The organism is Micromonospora humidisoli, assembly GCF_016900955.1.
GTDB classification, from domain to species: Bacteria; Actinomycetota; Actinomycetes; order Mycobacteriales; family Micromonosporaceae; genus Micromonospora; species Micromonospora wenchangensis.
The window spans coordinates 437,318-455,251 of the sequence record NZ_JAFEUO010000001.1; the positions used below are offsets into that span (position 1 = coordinate 437,318).

Consider the following 17,934-nt stretch of genomic DNA (forward strand, 5'->3'; position numbering starts at 1 on the left):
AGGGACCGTCTCCTGCCTGGTGATCGTAGCGGCACCTGGGGTTACCGCAGGTGCACCGGCGGTGCACCGACAGGACATTCCGTGCACGCCCTGCCCCGGGCGAGGGTGGGTGTGCCGGGCCGCCTTCTCAGGGCGCGCCGGTAGGTCAGCGGCAGTCTCAGAGCAGGGAGCTTCGGATGGATGTGCCGAGCGGTGACAGGCCGGAGCGCGACCCGAGGCCTCCGCAACTGCCGTCACCGGCCAGTCCGCCGGCAGCACCGTTGACTCCTCGTTCGCGTACCGCCAGAAGGGCTGCGTGGGCGGGTGGCGGTCACCTCGCTGCCGAGCCGCCGGCCGGCAGCGGTGGGTCAACCGGATCCCGGTGGACCCACCGCTGCGAAGGACGCGTCGTGACGGGGGAGCGGGCATGACCGTGTACGTCTCCCGCTACGCGAGCGGCCAGCAGGAGCGGCCCGGCCCACCGGCGTCGACAGAACCCATGCCGGCGGGGACCGCGGACCCGCCGCTGTTGACCCACGTGTGGCGTCGGTTCTTCGCGCAGCGGACCCGACGGGAGCTCCCCCGGTGAGCGTCGACCAAAGCCCTCCAGCGACTACGGCGGGCTGTCGCAGCCCGATGGGCCATGAGCATGTGCCGTCGCGTCCGCACTGGGGCTGCCGCGCCTGCGGCCATCCATGGCCCTGCGACGGGGCCAGGAGCGCGCTCCTGACGGAGTACGCGGGCAATCGGATCGGCCTGTTCCTTTATCTGGCCGGATGTCTGCACGAGGCCATCGACGACCTGAGCCAGCCGGACGCCAGCGGGACGAGCAACTGCGAGGACCTGTTCGACCGCTTCGTCGACTGGGCCAGGCGACGCGCCGGCTCTCCCGGGGCGACGACCAGCACACCAGTGTCTTCGAAGGAGGCGTGATCGTGAGCGGCATCGGTCTGATTACCGCTGTGGGGCGACCGGCGATCGCGGAGGTGTTTCACACCCTGGTGGTGCAGCCGACGAGCTTCTGCAACCTCGACTGCGCCTACTGCTACCTGCCTGACCGCCGGTCCCGCCGTCTCATGACCGTGGAGGTGGCGCGGGCATGTGCCATCTCGATCGAGCAGCAGGGCAGCGAGCATCCCGTCAGCGTCGTCTGGCACGGAGGCGAGCCCACCGCCACGCCGATCGGCCACTTCCGAAACCTGCTCACCGCCTTCGAGCCGCTACGGCGAACGGGCCGGGTGCGTCACGAGATCCAGACCAACGCCACCCTGATCGACCAGCGGTGGAGTGACCTGTTCACCGCTTACCGATTCGAGATCGGTGTCAGCGTGGACGGCCCTGGCACCCTGAACCGCAACCGGGTCGACCGCGCCGGTAGGCAGACGGTCGATCGGACGATGCGCGGCGTTCAGATGCTCGCTGACGCGGGCCTGGAGTACACGGTGATCTGCGTCGTTACCCCGGAGACCATCGACCACGCCGACGACCTCCTCGACTTCTTCACCGACCTGCCCGGGTGCCAGTCGGTGGGCTTCAACATCGAGGAGCAGGAAGGCGCAGCCCGGCTGCCCGTGTCGGAGGGCTCCGCGTACCGGTTCTGGCGGCAGCTCGTGCAACGCCGAACCGCCGGTAGCGGGCTGCGTATCCGTGACCTGGACCGGCTGGCCGATTACCTGACCGCCGTTCGCGCCGGACACGTTGACCACACACCCCATGAACCGATTCCCACGGTGTCCTGGGACGGCCAGGTCGTGCTCCTGTCACCGGAACTGCTCGGCATCACCGATTCCGAGTACGGGGACTTCATTGCCGGCAACGTGGTCGAGGAACCGATCACCGCGATGATCGGCCGGGCCGGCGGTCTGCGTTACGTGACCGAGTTCGTCACCGCGCTCAACGACTGCGCCGACCGGTGCGGGTTCTACGACTTCTGCCGTGGCGGACAGGCCGGCAACCGCTACTTCGAACACGGCACCTTCACCGTCCGCGAGACCAACTTCTGCCGTACCACCCGACAGGCCCTCGTCCGTGCCACCGCGGACCACCTCACCCCGACCGGAGGACCAGCATGAACGACGCCCTCGCCGCACTCGTCAACGCTCCGCCGCACCACCTCGACAGTCTCGGTGTCACACCGTCCCAGGCGGTAGCGTCGATCGACGCCGCGAAGTTCGACAACCGGCCCACCTGGGACAACCGTGGCAAATTTGACAGCCGTCCGGGCTGGGACAACTGGGACAAGAAGAAGCGCTGACAGTGAACTCCCGACACTCGGGTGGTGCGACGGCCGGCCCGTCTCGCACCACCCTCGGAATCAGGTAAAGGACCACATGCGGACCACGACAGTCGGCGAGCTGCGGATACTGCTCCCGGAGCTGGACCCTGACGATCTCGACCCCATCAGCGACCCGACCGACGACCTCAGCGACGCCACCATCGAGAACGTCTCCTGGCGTGGCGGCACCCTGGACGGCGTTACTGTCCGTGGTAGCCGGCTCGTCGGCGTCGATGTGAGTGAGAGTGGTTGGGAGGGCGGGTCCCTCTTCGGCTGCGAGATCACCCGTGCCGACTTTTCCGGCACCACTCTGTCCGGCGTCAGCATGGAGCGCTGCGCCGTCACGGGTTCCCGGTTCACCGGCACCCGGCTGACTGATGTTCGGTTGAAGGACGTGCTGTTCGAGGGATGCCGCTTCGACTACGCGTCCCTCACCCGTGTCACCGCAGCCGGAGCCGTGGCCTTCGTGGACTGCCTTTTCACCGATGCCACCTGGTCGTCCTGCCGCCTACCCAACATCGTCCTGCGGTGCTGCCAACTGGCCCGCCTGGAACTCGACTCCTGCCACCTCCATGGCGTGGACCTGCGAGGCAACGGCCTACACGACCTGAAGACCGGTCTCGGCAATCTCCACGGGGTCACCCTCGACGAGGACCAGCTACCCGACCTCACCCACCTGGCCGTTCAGGATCTCCACCTGACCGTGCGCAAGCGGTGACATCGCCGGTCTTCATGCCCTGCCGGTCGCCCGCTGCACAGCACACGAACACATCGGGAGAACAACGTCGTGGCCTATCACCCAGGGCCGAACAACCTGCTTCGCGCGGCTCGGCTGGCGCTGCCGTCTCCGTCCGGCTCGGGGCGGCCGATGTCCCGACAGGAGTTGGCTGACGCGGTCAACGCCCACACCCACGCGCACGCGGGATGCCGCAGCGTCGTTGACGCCCGCTACATCGGCAAGCTCGAACGAGGGGAGCACCGGTGGCCGTTCGAGCCGTACCGCACGGCGTTGCGGGAAGTCCTCGGTATGACGACCAACGCTGATCTCGGCTTCTTCATCATCCAGGGACACGCCAAGGATCCTGAAGCGAGCCCGGAGAAACCAGGACCAGAAGCTAACTGGACCTCACCCCCCGGTGTCGACCCGGGCCGCCCGGTTTCGGTAGTGATCGCGGCTGGTCCGGTCATCATGCCCCGAGCGGCGGCGGTGCGGGTGACCGTGAACGTCCACGCCGAGACTGTCACGGCGCTGGTCCGTCACGACGACGCGACCGGCGCTGTCGCGGTCCTCGCGGGACCCGTCGAAGTGATGATCGAACCGTCGGATGTCGGGCGGGACCGCCTCGCGGCTCGCCCGAGTGTGCCCTCGACTACGACAAGCCTCTGCCAGGTGTCCCGGCTTTCGGAGCGGCGGCACCGATGACGAATGTGCGGGTTTCGCAGCCGGCCATGGATGGCCGGAGTTCGTCGGCTCTGCGCTTTCCGGGGCTGATCAGTCAGCAGCAGGTGGCCGAGGCGCGCAGGGACCTCGGCCGCCGGTTGGCCGCGTGGCGTGCCGAGCAAGGGCTGACGCAGATGCAGCTCGCCAGCAGCATCTGTTACTCCGCAGTTCGGTCGCCAACGCCGAGATCGGCCGGGACACCAGCGTCCGCCGGTTCTGGCAGGACGCCGACCGGGCGGTCGACGCACAAGGGGCGCTGCTCGCGGCGTTCGACCAGATGGCCGCACTGGTACGGGACTTCAACACCCAGCGGGCGCAGGCGCGGGACGAGGAACGCCACCGACGCGCCGGCCGGACCGCCACCCGGACCACTCACGCGGCGACGGGTGACTGCGGGTGCGGGACGGTGGTCGTTGGCCGGTGGACCGGACAGGAGACCCGCGCGTTACGCGAGGCGCTCCGGATGACCGTCCACGACTTCGCCCGTCACCTCGGGGTGGCGCCTGAGACGGCCTCCGGCTGGGAACAGCACCACACGCGCACACCACCACCGACGATGGCCACACAAGCCGCCCTGGACGAGACGCTCATGATCGCCGACAGCAACGTCAAAGCCCGGTTCCTGCTGATCCTCGACACCCCGAACCACCACGCGTAAGCCAGCCGGAAAAGCGGTGAAGGCTGCGCGGCACGACCGCCACGCCGCGTGAGACGGCAAGGCTTCCCCACCGCCCCCGGTCGGTGGCATGAGTAAAGCGAGATCCAGGTATCTGAATACGACTTTCGCTCACGTTCGATACGGCCGCGACCACGCCTTGACCAGAGAGCTGTAGGTCGCATCCTTGGGCATTGAGGAGGCAGCGATGGCGTCGCAGCTACCGGCATCCGATCGGGATCGGCTCATTCACCCGCTCAGCGTCGTGCGCGCTGCACGAGGGTGGACATACCAGGACGTGGTCAGTGCGATCGCGAAGCACAGCCGGAATATGGCCGCCCGGCGAGAGAAGGCGTGGCGTTGGGAGCACTGGGGAGTGGTCCCCGATCTCGAAAGCCAGCTCGCTCTCGCCGCGGTACTCGACATTCCGCAGGAGCGCGTACGGGAGGCGCCATGGCCGCAGTGGCTTCCCGCCGGTGACCCGATCCCGACCTCCTTCGGATGGACCCAGTCGGGCGGACTGCAGACACTCGTCAACGCATTGGAGTACGCACACGTGGACCGCCGTGCCTTCATGAAGATCACAGGCGTGCCCCTGGTCGGCATCGCCGAAGCGTGGCTGACCATCGAACCCCGAGAACTCGTTGCCGTCCTGCGAGGCGGCCAGGTGACCGCTGACCTGGTCGAACGTATGGAAGAGGGTCTTCCGCGACTACGCTTCCTGGAGGCGACCCGAGGCGGTGATCAAGCCCGGGCCCTCATCCACGCCGAACTCGGCATGGTGGTGGATGTCCTCGACCGATCCGCCTACACGGCTGTGGTAGGTCAGCGACTGTACGCCTTGGCGGCAGAACTCGGCAGGATGGCCGGCTGGGCGTCGTTCGACGCTGGCCTGCACGCAGCGGCGCAGCGCTACTGGCTCGCCGCACTACACGCCGCACACGCCGCCGCCGACCGACTGCTGGGAGCCAACATCCTCAAATCGATGAGCCTGCAGTGCTGCGACTTCGGCCGCCCCCGAGAGGCACTGGAGCTGGCGCGTAGCGCCCACGAGGGTGCCAGAGGGGTGACCCCACGCGCCGCCGCGATGCTGGCGCTACGGGAGGCCAGGGCTCACGCAGCGATCGGCGACAGCGCGGCATGTGAACGCCTCCTCAAACAGGCCGACGTCGAGTTCGATCGCATAAAGTCGACCGACCCGGAGGCCGCCTATCTTGGGTACTTCGACGAATCCGAGTTCAACGCCCAGGTCGGGACTTGCTACCTGGATCTGGGCCGATCGCAAGAAGCCGACAGGTACTTCAGCCGAACGCTGCGGTTGGTTCCACCCACCAAGGTGCGCGACCGGGCCACGTACGTAATTCGCCGTGCGTCGGCGCAGACGCAACTCGGAGACGCCGACCACGCGGCATCGCTCGTCGCGGAGGCGATACCACTGATCCGTGAGGCCCCATCAGAACGGAACATGCGCCGCGTCGTTCGAGCACGGCAACGGCTCCCGTTCACCAAAGCCGACCCGCGTGCTCGCGCCCTCGATGACCAGCTCGCCACCCTGGGGGTCTGACCATGGCTGCCGACATCAAGGTCGCCGTAGTGACCGGCGCCAACCGTGGACTCGGCGCAGCCATCGCCCGCAACCTTGCCGAGCAAGGCCTGCACGTGGTGCTCGCTGGCCGAAACGAGTACTCCGTCGACCACGTGGTGTCCGACCTGACGAGGGACGGACTATCCGCCAGCGCACACCAACTCGACGTCAACGACCCGGCCAGCGTGGCGCGTGCCTTCGCCGACACCGCAAAGCGCCACGGCCGGCTGGACGTCCTGGTGAACAACGCCGGTATCGCCATCGACCGCGGCCAGACAGCGGCGAGCCCCGACTTCGAGCGGGTCCGCAGCGCCCTGGACACCAACCTCCTGGGCGCGTGGCGCTGCTGCGCCGCCGCCGTGCCGGAGATGAAGAAGAACGGCTACGGCCGCATCGTCAACGTCAGCAGCCACCTCGCCTCACTCGCCACCATGGGCGACACCAACGTCTCCTACCGCGTGTCCAAGGCGGCCCTGAACGCGCTGACCCGGGTCCTCGCGGCCGAACTGGACGGCACCGGCATCCTGGTCAACGCATGCTCACCGGGACGCATGAACACCAGATTGGCGTACGGAGAGACCGACCGGACGCCGAAGGAAGGTGCCGAAACACCCGTGTGGCTCGCCACCCTGCCGCCCGACGGGCCAACCGGCGGCCTGTTCGCCGACGGCAAGCCAATCGACTGGTAGAAGACACCTGTGACGCATCGGCTGCTGCCGCCGCCGCGCCGCCTACTCCAGTCGGCCGCTCAAAAGGTTTGGTGAGTGAGTCGAGGTGGAACAGGCAGCAGTTGCTGATCGCTGTGTTGTCGAGATCGTGTCCCCAGCGGGGCTCGGCGGCCTTCGGGAGTTTCGCTGTGTCCGACCTGCCACGAGCGCCGCGTCCATGGCTCAATCCGGCCGACGACTACCTGGTTGAGACGGTGACTCCATCTTCGAGGTAGACGCCGCCATGCCCGATCGCGGCGACGGCTGCGGCAACCCGTCGAGCCAGTCGTGGGATCAACACCTCGTCCAGGCGTTCCGGCTCGACGAAGTCGAACCGGTCGAGTTCGTCCGGGCACAGTCGTATCGCCGTGATCTGGTCCGCTGTCAGTACGCCTCCGTCGAAGACGAACATGAGCCCACCGTCCCACGGTGGGCTCGCCGGTACCCAGTCGACGCACAGCAGCGTTCCCGTGGGCACGGGAAGACCCAATTCCTCCTGGATCTCGCGTACACAAGCATCCGCCGGGGACTCGTCCGGCTCCACCACTCCGCCGGGAATCTCCCACATGTCCTTGTAGGTCGGGTGGACCACCAGCACCCGGCCGACCTGGTCCCGGAGGATCACGCCGGCGGCAGCGCGGACCCGCGTCACGCTGGCGATGTAGGAGAGGTCGGGTTCGGTCTGTGTCTCGGCCACGCGACAGACCCTACGGGCTCGCCCCTGACGAATGGTGCGTTACCAAAGGAGGGATGCCCGAACCGCAGCGACTGGCCCCGCCCCTTGTAACCGCGATACGTCAGCCCCCAGCGGCACAGGGGCCGGGTATACCTCGGCGATTTTGCCGTCGCCGCACCGGTCGACGTCATGGCCGGCGGCGGCCAGCATTGACAGCAGCCCGGCGCCCCGGAAAGCGGCATGAGCGATGCGGTCCGCGGCCACGCTGAGCGGAATGATGCCGGTCGTCTCGCGTACCACCTCGTCGGTCAACCGGTAGGCCAGACGACGCCGCCACACCAAGGTCATGGTTAACCAGGTCTTCGACTGAGCGGCGGGCCGTAGTCCTCGGTCGGCACACCAACGTGAGGTCTCCACGCTTGGGGCGCTGGACGCCACGTTGATCGTTTATCGGCGGTCGGGTCAGTTGGCTGGACCGCTCGACTCGCGGTGGCAGCCGATGTCGTGGTGGTGGTTCAGCCATCGGCGTACTGCCGTGAGGTCGATGTGGGTCAGTCCGCTGTGTGGGTCGACGTGGTGCAGGAGTGCCGGTTGTGGGTGGTGTGCGGCGACCCATCGCCGGTCAGCGTCGGTGGTTTCGTCGTCGAGCCAGACGAAGGGGCGTCCTGCCGCCCAGCGCAGCAACGGTCTGGTCTTCCAGTGCACTCCACGCGGTGGTTCCTCGTCGTCGTCGGGCCAGTCGATGATGGGGAGGGCGGGAAGACCGATCCGGGGTGCCACGACCTCGTTGGCTTCGGCCATCCAGGTGCTGGCCCAGGCCAGCTCACCTGGCAGGGCGAGGAGCCGTTGACCGTCGGCGGGATCGAGCCGGTCCAACAGAGGATTGCCGTGGCGGTCGGCACCGTCCGCCGCTGTGCCGCTCCAACGAGTACCGACCTGGTGCGGTCGGGCCCGTAGCGGGATCAGCACGCCGTCGATGTCGACAAAGATCAACGGTCGTCTGACGCTGGCGGGCACTGCGGAACCGTACCGCGATCGGCGGTCGGGGCCGCTGACGCCAGTGGCCGGTGACCTTCAGCGGCGCGAGAACGGCATGGGCGGATGTTCAGGCGAGGTCGTCGCCGCTGACCACCGGGCACCCGAAGAGATCGCTGAGAACTGTTCTCTGATGGTCGGTCAACGGGTTGACGAAGACGGCCATGGCGACCGCGGCTGACCGGCATGCGTCGGCGACTTCGTGGGCCTTGCCCGAGCTGAGCAGGGTTCGCCGGGAGAACGGCGATGTCATCTTGCTCGCACCGCCGCGGGAGATACCCCGTCTCTGGATCTGCCGGCCAACCACTCGTCCACCACGTGCTTCCACTGAAGCCGCCAGAAGGTCAAGTTTCGCCTCAACCTGTTTGTCCTTGGCGGAGAACAAGCCAACCAGCATCACGCCGGCACCTGCCAGCCGGATGCTTGGGTGCCCAGCTCGCCTTCCTGTCACTACGCAAGGTTACAAAGCCCCACCACCTCTCGGGCGGTCGTGGTGCCCGATCAGGACGTCCAGGTCATGGGAGTTCATCACTGGGCAAGCTGGCGGCAGGCATCCCGGTCGTGTGGCAGCCCGGCCTCCTTGAATACCAGCCCGCAGTTTCCGTTCTTCGGATCCCATAGCTGGTCGTTGATGACGAGAGCTCGAAGGAGCGCACGCTGGGAGTCGGTCAATGGCCGGCGCGGGCCGTGCGGCTCGGCGAAGGCAAAGCGCACCAGGGCGCCCCATCCGTCGTCGAATCCGGTCCAACCGTCCCGCCTGGCAACCTCGCAAGCGGCCGTTGCGATCGTGTCGAAGTCGGGCGCGACGCGGATCGCTGCGGGGACGAGTTCGAACTGGTGCAGACTTGGAGGCGGCGGCTCCGCCAGCGCGGCGAGGATCAGCTGTTGACTCCGTGGGTCGTCGTCGTGGACCAGCGCGGCCCGCAGGCGGACCGCGGGGTCTGGGTCGGAGAGTAGGTCGCGCAGATCCACGCCTAGCTGGCCGAGGCAACGGACCCAGAGGGCTCGCGGTCCGGGACCGCGTTGCAGCTGATCTCTGATGATGGCAGCGAGGTCCTCGCGCTGGTTAACCAGTGGCGCCATTTGGGCGATCGCCGTGAGCTGCTCCGCATAGAACAATGCGCGGCCGGACGCCGCCGTTTGCAACAGCGCCAGCACCACTGGGTATGCCGCTGCCACGGCATTGGCGACGTCGGGGAGTTCCTCGGCGAAGTGCGGGTTCCCCGCTAGGAAGGTTACGGACGAGGCTGCGTCACCCAGAAACTCTACGAGCGCATCGACCGTGTCCGGATGTGCCCGGCCTTCGCCGAGCAGGGCGGTCACGGCCCGGACGGCTGGCGCAGTCGCGGTCTCGGGGAAACCCTGATGCAGCACTGCGACCTGGAGATGATCCAGCGCCGTCTCACGGGCCTGGGCATCGCCGCACTCCAGGGCGCGCAGATGCTCCGGAGTGTCTGTCGCCCGGCCGTAGGCGTGCCGTAACTGCCACCAGTCAACCGTCATCATCGACTCTCCGCTTGAACGAGAAGACACCGATGATGGCGGGGACCGCTTCAACCCCACCACACGGTTAGCATCCGATCTTCGCATGATCGAGTGCATTCAACTCGGCATGAGAGGGTGGGTGAGCGTGATTTCGCCTGCTCGTGGATCTCGCCATCGGTGTGTGGGAGGTGTCGGGTAGGTGGTGCCCGATCAGGTCGAGGTCGGTCGGCTGAGCGCGCCTTCGCGCTGTAGGTGGGGTGCTGTCGGGGCGGGGCACGTCTGCGGGTCGGTCCTTGCTGTCGCTGTCCGGCATGCGGTTTTGGCCTGATGGGAAGCGGCGCCGTGGCTCTGGCTGGTCTGTCGGCGAGAGCACTGTCTCGCAATGTGAGACATCTGACCCGGCTGGTCAAGATTTTTCTGCTTGTTTCGGGCGTGGATTTGTGCTGTTGGGGTCCAGTGCGGGTTGGTGGGTGTCGGTGCGTCCGGCTGGGTCCGGAGACGTCGTGATCGGCTGCTGGTGGCGCTGGTTGACAGGGTGCTGCCGGGGGAGGCGTACTGGTACGGACATGACCGCGTGGCGGTCTGTCTGCCGGCTCCAATCGGCCAGGCTGGCGACGTTCCATGGAGGAGCGTCGCGGGTCGTTCGAGGCTCGGGGTGAGGTTCCCCCGGTAGCTCGGAGGCTTTCGATCATGCTCTGATGGAGCTGAAGGGAGTCATCCGTGGCAGCACCGAAGAAGTACCCCGATGAGCTGCGTGAACGTGCGGTGCGCTTGTATCGGGAGTCGGACCCGAAGCCCGTGATCCGGCAGCTGGCACGCCAGCTTGGTGTGCATCACGAAGCGTTGCGCAACTGGATCCGCCAGGACGAGGCCGACCGCGGTCAGCGTGACGACCGGCCGACGACCTCGGAGGTGGAGGAGCTGCGCCGGCTGCGGCGGGAGAATGCCGAGCTGAAGCGGGCCAACGAGATCCTGAAAGCCGCGTCGGCTTTTTTCGCCTCGGAACTCGACCCGACCCGGCGACGGTCGTGACGCTCGTCAACGAGCTACGCGATCGCTTCGGGGTCGAGCCCGTCCTCCGGGTCCTCAACGTCGCCCCGTCGACCTACTACGGCTGGCTCGCCCAGGCCGCCAACCCGTGTGCTCGGCGGCGGGAGGATGCGGAACTGGCGGTGGAGATCGCGGAGATCCACGACGTATCGGGTGGCACCTACGGCAGTCCAAGGGTGCACGCCATGCTGCGCCGGCAGGGCCGCCAGGTGGGTCGCAAGCGGGTGGAGCGGTTGATGCGGACCGCCGGCCTGCAAGGGGCGTTCCTGCGCAAGAAGTGGCGCATCCCGTCGACCCGGTCGAACCCGAAGGCGACACCGGCTCCCGATCTGGTGAACCGGCAGTTCACGGCTGCGGCGCCGAACCGGTTGTGGGTCGCCGACGCCACCCGCATCCCCTGCGGTGAGGGCGTGTTCTGGCTGGCCGCAGTGCGGGACGTGTTCTCCAACCGCATCGTGGGCTGGCGCTGCTCTGACCGCTGCGACACCGACCTGATCCTCGGCGCCCTCGAATACGGCATCTGGTCCCGCGACGTCCGCGACGGCCAACTGATCCACCACTCAGACCGCGGGTCGAACTACACGTCGTTCCGCTTCGCCCAACGCCTGGCCAACAACGGCATCCTGCCCTCCATGGGGTCGGTCGGCGACAGCTACGACAACGCCCTGATGGAGAACTTCTGGTCGACGTTGAAGATCGAACTGGTCTACCGCAACTCGTGGCGCACCCGCGACGAGGCCGAGAACGCGATCTTCACCTACATCGACGGCTGGTACAACACCCGCCGCATCCAGAAAGACCTCGGCTGGCGATCCCCAGACGAGTACGAAACCGCCTGGCACACCCACCAGGCCCGACACGACCAGACGGCTATCGTTCAGCCTGAGCCCACCGGCGCCAGGTAACTAACCCTCCGGCAAACCGGGGGAACCTCACCCCACGAACATTATGGTCAGCTCGTCGAGGTAACGGTCGACGGCGTCCCTCCGACGCCACGCCTTGTCTACCATTCGCTGGTCGGTGCGCTGCATGATCGCGGAGTCGACAATCCACATGCCGTGGCAGCTTCTCTGATTCCAGAGATCGCCACCGACGCGGAAACCTGGCGTTAGGTACCGAACACCGCTCGGATGGGAGACGATGACTAACCGATCTCGACCTCGCATGCCATGTCGGTGCCCGATGCACCAGAGCGGGCGTGTACCCTACATGCCCCTGACGTGCTAAGGACAACAGGTGACACATAACGACGAAGTCGCAAGGTGGACGCACATGTGGGCAGCTGCTGCCGTCCACCTTTCTCAGCAGCTGGAGTCGATCTGGGACGATGAGATGATCGCGACCTCCATTGGCACCCGCGACGCCCTTTCGCTAGTTCTTGTCGACGCCATCCGCAATGTCCAGCGCGGCGCTGAGAAGGTGTGCGGGAAGGGTAGTGCGGCCGTCAGTGCGTTCGTGGCCTCGCAACCAACCCTCAAGGATCTGAGGGATCGGTTCGAGCATTTCGACGCCTATGTGGTGGGCGATGGACATGGCCAGCGAGGAAATGGGCAGCCTCCACTGATCTTAGACGTACCAAGTGGTATCGAGGTTTCGGCAAGTCAGAGTGGCGGCGATGGCGGCCATATCATCGTCGTGAAGGTAAGTGAAAGAACTGGGCCAAGGGAGTATCTATTTTCATCTCGTGCCGCGACCGATGCTGCACGGGTGTTGGCTCGTGAAACTGTGCGCGCGGCAGGCCTCCTTGACTGGCGCCATGAAGAAAAATGCAAGACGTGTCCGGAATCGCTCCCGCAGCCTCGCATCGCAACACAGAAATAGTGGCCGACAGTGTCAGTCGTGACGTCAGTTGAAGTGGGCTGCTGTCGCAGCCCGAGGAGGAGGTTCGTGACCGAAGTGAACGGGTACTATCCGTCAACGTGATCAGTAAAGGAATCCGCTGCCTTTGATTCTGAATCGCGACGCAGAGAATGTTGATGCCGTCGACTTCAAGGCGTTAACGCCGAGGTGTGCTGAGAGCGGATAGACGAGTGCGCTCCGTTTCTAGGTCGTCGGCTCTGCCCTCAAGCCCTACGCCCCGACTGACGAAGTCGCCGGAAGGGCGTGGCTGATATTTCCGTCATTGACTCCAGAGATTCCATTCCCGGATCCCAGTTTCGATTGATCTCAGGCACGCCCGCATCGTCGAGCATGGCGAAGAACTCGGCGATGCGCCCGTGTCGGGCGTATGGGCTGGTGGTCGTGAAGATGATCCGCTGGGCGGCGCGGGACAGCCCGACAAAGAACGTGGAGGTCGACTCGATGGGATCTCGATCGTGTGCCCACCACTGTTGGTCATCGAGACCAAGGAAGAATACAGTATGGTATTCAAGGCCCTTGGCGCGGTGGGCGGTCAATAGGACGACCGCGTCGGAGCACTCGAACTGATCGGCCACATCAGTCCACTTGGCGCTCGCGGATATCACGGTAGCAAGCCGGGCCTGAAATGCGTCCGTGACGAGGTGCAGCTGCTCGCCCGGAGTTGCTGACTTGACGTATCGGCGCAGCGCAGCCATGTCGAGCAAACCGAGCAGGAAGCTGGCCACGTCGTCACCAGCGGTCCGTTCTGGCGGATGGGCCCTCAGCCATGCTCGCAGGCCGACGATCGATGTGGACAAGTCGTCACCGATGCGCCGTTGAACGATGTTGTCGCCCTCGGCACCGTGAATCCGGGTCAAGGTCGCCAGCACCTCGTGCCACACCTTGGGCAGTCCCCGCGGCTGGTCGGCCAGCCGTAGCAGGCCCAGCAGCAGGCGGGTGATCTCGTGTTTCAGTAGATCCTGCAGGCGCATCGTGGCGACCAGAGCGTCGTCGTTGCGCACGTTGATGCCGTGGCGGGACAGCTGCGCACGGAACCGGCTCTCGAAGTCGGCGATCTTCTGGCGGGCCAGCAGGGCGAAGTCCGCCGGTGCCCGGCCAGAGGCAGCGATGTCACCGGCGATCCAGTCGGCGATGACGGCGGCCTCCCGGTCGAGGCTGGAGAAGGTCCACACCTCGGCGGGGTTGCCGTCGATGTCGTCGTCGGCTTTTGCCATCACCGGTACCGCGTTGGGGTCGAGTCTGGTGGCGATGACGTGCTGTACGTCGACCAGGGCTTTCGTGGACCGGAAGTTCCACGTCAGCGGGTAGGTGGTCGCGTCGAACGCTTCGGCGAACCGTTCGAGAGCCTTGGGTAGCGCGCCCGCCCAGCCCATGATGCGCTGTTTGCTGTCGCCGACGGCAGTGGCCGTGGGACCGCCGGCGAACACCGAGACGAGGAACGAGAACTGGGCACTGGTGGTGTCCTGGAACTCGTCGACGAACACATACGGATACGTTATTCGCAGTGCCTGCCGCAACTTCGGCACGCACCGGACGAGCAGTTCGGCCAGCCGGTTGAGCATGACGAAATCCACCCTTGCCGGGCCACGCCCGAAGGAGCGTAGCCGCCACCACTGCAGCGCCGCATAGGCGGCGGCGTCGTCCGGACCGGCGGCCGGCACTGTGACCGGCAGTTCCCAGCTACCGACGGTGTCGGCGATGAAACGGCTCGCGTGCAGCTGGGCAACCTGGAGACGAATCGATCCCGGAGCACTCGGGATGATGTCACTGAGAAAAGCCTCGACCTGACGTTCGGAGGCATAAGAGATCTCGTACCCGTGCGGCATCCGCCAGCTATCGGGTAGCGCGGAGGCGAACCGGTCGACTAGACCTTTGGTGAATGCGTCGAAGGTCATGGACACGAAGCGGTCGGCGTGTTCGGGAACACGGGCAGCGACTCGCCTGCGCAGATTGGCGGCGGCGTCACGCTTGAACGAAATCGCCAGGATGCGCTGTGGCCACGGGCATCTGCCCGTCTGCAGCAGGTAGGCGGCTTTCTGAGCGAGGAACTCGCTCTTGCCAGCACCGGGCCCGGCGACCACTGCGGTGTTTCCTTCATGGTACAGCGCTCGCCAGGCGGCCGGTTCCAGCTCATCGATCCCGCTCGGCCGCCAGTCGGCGTCCGAGACCAACACAGTAGGCCGCGTCATCGTCGGCGTGCTCGCCTCGTCGTCGGCGTCGGGTCGGCTCATAGTCCGACCCGACGGCGAATGTGTCTGATCAGGGCGGTGAGGACCTTCGGGGCGCCGTCGCGCAACTGTTCGTCGGTGAGGCGGCCTAGTGCCCGCAGATGGCTGCTCGGCTTCGAGTGGGTCAGGAAGAGGTAGCGGTACCAGCGCAGACGCAAGGCACGATCTGATTGTTGCCAGAACGCCTCGTCGCTGCTCTCGTCACCGATGACGCGGGCCAGCGCGTCGCTCTGGTGCGGTCCGGTCTCGCCGGGTTCGAGCTTCGTGTACGCCGCACGGAACTTGGCCAGCATGATGTAGTCGAGATCGAGCGGCTGGGCATAAAAGATCCCGAATGTGCGCAGGTGCTTGATGATCGGCCACAGTTCGGTGAGTTTGAGGCCGTCGTCAATGTCATCGACCTCGGCGTAGTCGTCTAGGCCGGCGAGTGGATCGATGCCGTTGGCGAGGAGCCGGTTGCAGGCGTCGCGCAGCCGGGCCGGGCCTGCGCCGGTGCGGCCGTAGTCGAGGTCCAGCAGCGTCGCGTGCGGGATGCCCAAGTCGTTGAGCAGTTTCCACATGTGGTTGGTGTGCCGTCCGCCGAGCGGCACTAACGCGACGAAGGAGGGGTCGAGGTCCACGCCTTGAGCTTGGGCGATGCGGGGGATGACTAGCTGTTCGGTGTCCCCCTCGCCGAGCACGACGAACTTGGCGAAGTACAGCTCGGGGTGCGCGCGTACCGCTTCGCGAATGTACTTGCCGGCTTCGGTGTCGTCCGGGGGAAGCGTGATCGGGCGTACTGATGATGTGGCCGCGGCTGGGTCGCTGCGGAAGTAGCGTAGGTCATCCGGTTCGATGCGGGTCAGCACGCTGGCAGAGTGGCTCGACAGGATGGCCTGGGCCGCTCCGCCGGCGGCAAGGTCCTGCAACTGGCGGACAATCCGAGACAGGAAGAACGGCGATACGCTGTTCTCCGGCTCCTCAACGCCGACCAGCGTCAGGTTCGGCAGCTGAGACGCATCCAGCGTGAAGTCCGCCGCGTGGGCGCGGTCACAGACTGCGGCTTCGACGTCCAAAGCTGTTGCCGTCAGCGCGAGGTGCAGCAGCGACCGTTGCCCGTCGCTGAGCAGGCGAGCGGGCCGGGCGCGTCCGGTCGGATCCGGCTCGAAAACCAGCTCAGTGTCACGGACGAGCTGATCGAAATCGTCGTCAAGCAGGCGCAGTTTCGGGACCGCGTGCGTCCCGGCATCGTGTAGCTGGCGCCACCGCGATCCCAGCGCGTCCACGACAGCCTTCACGACCGGCTCGCCTGTGAACTGCTGCGCTACCTCAGCGGCGTGCTTCCTTACCATGGTCCGCAGCTCGGCCGACCATTGCGCGGCCCGCCACAGCCTGCTGCCCAGAAACGCGGTCATCTGGCGTGCGCCGTCACGTGACGCCGGGATGTAGATCATCTGGATACGGCTGCGTTCGGCCGGAGAGAGCGGTGCGTAGTCATCCTCACCGTAGTCTTCGGCCAGCGTGCTCACGACGATGCGAGTCTCTGTGGTCGTGCCGTCTACGGTGCCGTCATCTTCCCATGTGGCCTTCAGGACGATGCGGACCTTCAACTCGCCGTTGTCATCGGCAGCCATCCGCGTGAAGAACTCCGGAACCGACCGCCTGCCGACGGTCGCAGGTTCTGCGGATCGGCCGCCCTCGACCTGGCCGGGATCCTCGTCGGGGCTCTCCTCCTCGTCGAGTTCTCCGTTGACGCCCTCCTGAAGATCGGTTACCTCGTTGGCCCCGGCATCCGTATCGTCGGTACGTTGATCGTCCTCATCGAGCTCCGGGAAGGCGAGCACCACCTCGATCGTTAAATCGCGGCTGGTGGCAGCTTCGGACTCGTCGACGGGGACATGGAAATCATCCACGCGTACGGCACGTTCCCGGCCGGTGATTCCGAACAGCCGCAGCAGCGCCTCGCAAGCGGCGGTCTTCCCGCTGCCGTTGGTGCCGATGAAGGCGGTCAGGTCCGGCCCCAGGTCGATCGTGGTGCGGCCCGGCCCGAAGCACTTGAAGTTCTCCAGCACAAGCGTCTCGATGTACATCCTTCACTTCCCCGCACGACGAGATCGAGGGCAGCGCCATTGCGCCGATCAGAGTATCTGCCCCCGGATGATCTTCGAATCGGGATAGTGGCGCCCCACTGAAAGAGCGTTTCGCATGTCTGTCAATCGGGCGTGTTGAAGGTGCGGCGTTGTCGGCGGGTGGCGGGACCGCCTCGGGTGAGGCGGGCGAGCATGCCGGCGATGGCGGCCCAGCGGATCATGGCCTCCGAGGCCGCGGGACGGTTTCGTAGTCGCGGGCCAGCCTGCGGTGGGGGTGAGCCAGTCCGGCAAGCCGTGACTGCGGGTGTCATGGCAGGGTCCAAACACGGGCGTGCATCGGTGCTCGACGGGTGCTCGGACGCCGTGGACGCGACCGTGGTTGGATGGACTGACTGGGACGCCGGCTCGACTGAATCGGGCCTGGCCGCGAACTGATGGACTCACGCGATCCGGTTGGACCAGACGACTCAACCAAGATCAACCTCTTAATCCGCGGGTTCGGGGTTCGAGTCCCTGGCGGCGCACCACAAAAAGGCTCTGACCTGGGGTTTCGCCTTGGGTCGGAGCCTTTTGGCGTTTCTGTTGATGGCGCGGTGTCTCGGTGGGTGCTCGGGAGCCGTTGGACCCTCCCGGCTGCCGGTGGACGAACGGCATGTTGGCGAACGTCCGGACCGCCCAGCATTGCCTATGCGTTCTTCCGTCCGCTGCCTGATGATCTTGCTACGTGGTCGGGTGGTGGTGGGTTTCGGGCCGTCGGTCGGATGTGATCCGGGTTGACCCGGGCGGCGGCCATTACTTCTGCGGGAGTGCTTCTTCAGCGAGTGCGGCGACTGCGTGGAATGCCGTGGTCCAGGGGAATGCGAGTGGTCGTTCGTTGCCGGTGCCGGGT

Annotated in this window: 18 protein-coding genes; 11 read left to right on the forward strand and 7 right to left on the reverse strand. The window is 66.2% G+C overall.

From position 1 onward, the window contains the following. The first annotated feature begins 406 nt into the window (after positions 1 to 406). The 8 genes from amcA (JQN84_RS01945) to JQN84_RS01980 all read left to right on the forward strand — a co-directional run bounded on the left by amcA (JQN84_RS01945) (position 407) and on the right by JQN84_RS01980 (position 6,624). Positions 407 to 568 carry a multiple cyclophane-containing RiPP AmcA gene (gene amcA, locus JQN84_RS01945; protein ID WP_204956669.1) on the forward strand — a complete coding sequence of 54 codons (162 nt, stop codon included), beginning with the start codon at positions 407 to 409 and terminating at the stop codon, positions 566 to 568. 346 nt (positions 569 to 914) lie between these two features. Beyond that, on the forward strand, positions 915 to 2,051 hold the full coding sequence (gene amcB / locus JQN84_RS01950) for a cyclophane-forming radical SAM peptide maturase AmcB (RefSeq protein WP_204957285.1): 1,137 nt from the start codon (positions 915 to 917) through the stop codon (positions 2,049 to 2,051). After that, positions 2,048 to 2,233 carry a multiple cyclophane-containing RiPP AmcA gene (gene amcA, locus JQN84_RS01955; protein WP_204956670.1) on the forward strand — a complete coding sequence of 62 codons (186 nt, stop codon included), beginning with the start codon at positions 2,048 to 2,050 and terminating at the stop codon, positions 2,231 to 2,233. Before amcB ends, amcA (JQN84_RS01955) begins: the two co-directional genes overlap by 4 nt. 76 nt (positions 2,234 to 2,309) lie before the next feature. Beyond that, positions 2,310 to 2,972, forward strand: a complete 663-nt coding sequence (locus tag JQN84_RS01960; protein ID WP_204956671.1) for a pentapeptide repeat-containing protein — start codon at positions 2,310 to 2,312, stop codon at positions 2,970 to 2,972. A gap of 150 nt (positions 2,973 to 3,122) precedes the next feature. Further along, positions 3,123 to 3,677 carry a hypothetical protein gene (locus JQN84_RS01965; protein WP_204956672.1) on the forward strand — a complete coding sequence of 185 codons (555 nt, stop codon included), beginning with the start codon at positions 3,123 to 3,125 and terminating at the stop codon, positions 3,675 to 3,677. 124 nt (positions 3,678 to 3,801) lie between these two features. After that, a complete protein-coding gene (locus JQN84_RS01970) occupies positions 3,802 to 4,353 on the forward strand; it encodes a helix-turn-helix domain-containing protein (protein WP_239484626.1) in 552 nt (183 codons plus the stop codon). A 205-nt stretch (positions 4,354 to 4,558) separates the two neighbouring features. After that, complete coding sequence (locus JQN84_RS01975; protein ID WP_204956673.1) at positions 4,559 to 5,914, forward strand: NsdA family TPR-like regulatory protein; 1,356 nt, start codon at positions 4,559 to 4,561, stop codon at positions 5,912 to 5,914. A 2-nt stretch (positions 5,915 to 5,916) separates the two neighbouring features. After that, entirely contained in the window at positions 5,917 to 6,624 is a 708-nt protein-coding gene (locus tag JQN84_RS01980; RefSeq protein ID WP_204956674.1) for an SDR family oxidoreductase, read from the forward strand. Between the two features lie 217 nt (positions 6,625 to 6,841). On the opposite strand, the gene JQN84_RS01985 is transcribed toward JQN84_RS01980, so the two are convergent. From JQN84_RS01985 to JQN84_RS02005, 4 genes are all read right to left on the reverse strand, one after another. Beyond that, positions 6,842 to 7,339 (reverse strand): NUDIX domain-containing protein, encoded by a 498-nt coding sequence (locus JQN84_RS01985; protein WP_307820954.1) that lies wholly within the window; start codon positions 7,337 to 7,339, stop codon positions 6,842 to 6,844. A gap of 441 nt (positions 7,340 to 7,780) precedes the next feature. Continuing rightward, positions 7,781 to 8,335, reverse strand: coding sequence for an HAD domain-containing protein (locus JQN84_RS01995; RefSeq protein ID WP_372445874.1), 555 nt, complete (start codon positions 8,333 to 8,335; stop codon positions 7,781 to 7,783). Positions 8,336 to 8,423: 88 nt separating this feature from the next. After that, the gene (locus JQN84_RS02000; protein ID WP_204956675.1) at positions 8,424 to 8,753 is read right to left on the reverse strand and encodes an HflX-like GTP-binding protein; all 330 of its coding nucleotides are present in this window, start codon (positions 8,751 to 8,753) and stop codon (positions 8,424 to 8,426) included. Between the two features lie 128 nt (positions 8,754 to 8,881). Further along, complete coding sequence (locus tag JQN84_RS02005) at positions 8,882 to 9,859, reverse strand: hypothetical protein (protein WP_239484627.1); 978 nt, start codon at positions 9,857 to 9,859, stop codon at positions 8,882 to 8,884. Positions 9,860 to 10,558: 699 nt separating this feature from the next. On the opposite strand from JQN84_RS02005, the gene JQN84_RS02010 reads away from it, so the two are divergent. Together JQN84_RS02010 and JQN84_RS02015 are read left to right on the forward strand one after the other, a co-directional pair. Then, positions 10,559 to 10,870: a transposase gene (locus tag JQN84_RS02010; protein WP_204924187.1), complete on the forward strand. Its 312-nt coding sequence runs from the start codon at positions 10,559 to 10,561 to the stop codon at positions 10,868 to 10,870. Continuing rightward, the gene (locus JQN84_RS02015; protein WP_204956676.1) at positions 10,867 to 11,793 is read left to right on the forward strand and encodes an IS3 family transposase; all 927 of its coding nucleotides are present in this window, start codon (positions 10,867 to 10,869) and stop codon (positions 11,791 to 11,793) included. Before JQN84_RS02010 ends, JQN84_RS02015 begins: the two co-directional genes overlap by 4 nt. A 27-nt stretch (positions 11,794 to 11,820) precedes the next feature. On the opposite strand, the gene JQN84_RS31880 is transcribed toward JQN84_RS02015, so the two are convergent. Further along, entirely contained in the window at positions 11,821 to 11,943 is a 123-nt protein-coding gene (locus tag JQN84_RS31880; protein ID WP_255553767.1) for a hypothetical protein, read from the reverse strand. A gap of 181 nt (positions 11,944 to 12,124) precedes the next feature. Between JQN84_RS31880 and JQN84_RS02020 the strand changes: the two genes are divergently transcribed. Continuing rightward, positions 12,125 to 12,709, forward strand: coding sequence for a hypothetical protein (locus tag JQN84_RS02020; protein WP_204956677.1), 585 nt, complete (start codon positions 12,125 to 12,127; stop codon positions 12,707 to 12,709). A gap of 242 nt (positions 12,710 to 12,951) precedes the next feature. Here the strand turns inward: JQN84_RS02020 and JQN84_RS02025 are convergent, their stop codons facing one another. Then, a complete protein-coding gene (locus JQN84_RS02025; protein WP_204956678.1) occupies positions 12,952 to 14,979 on the reverse strand; it encodes a UvrD-helicase domain-containing protein in 2,028 nt (675 codons plus the stop codon). Next, positions 14,976 to 17,045 (reverse strand): ATP-dependent nuclease, encoded by a 2,070-nt coding sequence (locus tag JQN84_RS02030; RefSeq protein ID WP_204956679.1) that lies wholly within the window; start codon positions 17,043 to 17,045, stop codon positions 14,976 to 14,978. The genes JQN84_RS02025 and JQN84_RS02030 overlap by 4 nt, the downstream gene beginning before the upstream one ends. Between the last annotated feature and the right edge of the window lie 889 nt (positions 17,046 to 17,934).

Excerpts from the sequence above, each read along its gene's own strand:
- JQN84_RS01965 (WP_204956672.1), top strand. The coding sequence starts at position 3,123 with ATGTCCCGACAGGAGTTGGCTGACGCGGTCAACGCCCACACCCACGCG.
- JQN84_RS02005 (WP_239484627.1), bottom strand. The coding sequence starts at position 9,859 with ATGATGACGGTTGACTGGTGGCAGTTACGGCACGCCTACGGCCGGGCG.
- JQN84_RS02025 (WP_204956678.1), bottom strand. The coding sequence starts at position 14,979 with ATGAGCCGACCCGACGCCGACGACGAGGCGAGCACGCCGACGATGACG.
- amcA (WP_204956669.1), top strand. The coding sequence starts at position 407 with ATGACCGTGTACGTCTCCCGCTACGCGAGCGGCCAGCAGGAGCGGCCC.
- JQN84_RS31880 (WP_255553767.1), bottom strand. The coding sequence starts at position 11,943 with ATGTGGATTGTCGACTCCGCGATCATGCAGCGCACCGACCAGCGAATG.
- JQN84_RS01980 (WP_204956674.1), top strand. The coding sequence starts at position 5,917 with ATGGCTGCCGACATCAAGGTCGCCGTAGTGACCGGCGCCAACCGTGGA.
- JQN84_RS01960 (WP_204956671.1), top strand. The coding sequence starts at position 2,310 with ATGCGGACCACGACAGTCGGCGAGCTGCGGATACTGCTCCCGGAGCTG.
- JQN84_RS02030 (WP_204956679.1), bottom strand. The coding sequence starts at position 17,045 with ATGTACATCGAGACGCTTGTGCTGGAGAACTTCAAGTGCTTCGGGCCG.
- JQN84_RS01975 (WP_204956673.1), top strand. The coding sequence starts at position 4,559 with ATGGCGTCGCAGCTACCGGCATCCGATCGGGATCGGCTCATTCACCCG.
- amcA (WP_204956670.1), top strand. The coding sequence starts at position 2,048 with ATGAACGACGCCCTCGCCGCACTCGTCAACGCTCCGCCGCACCACCTC.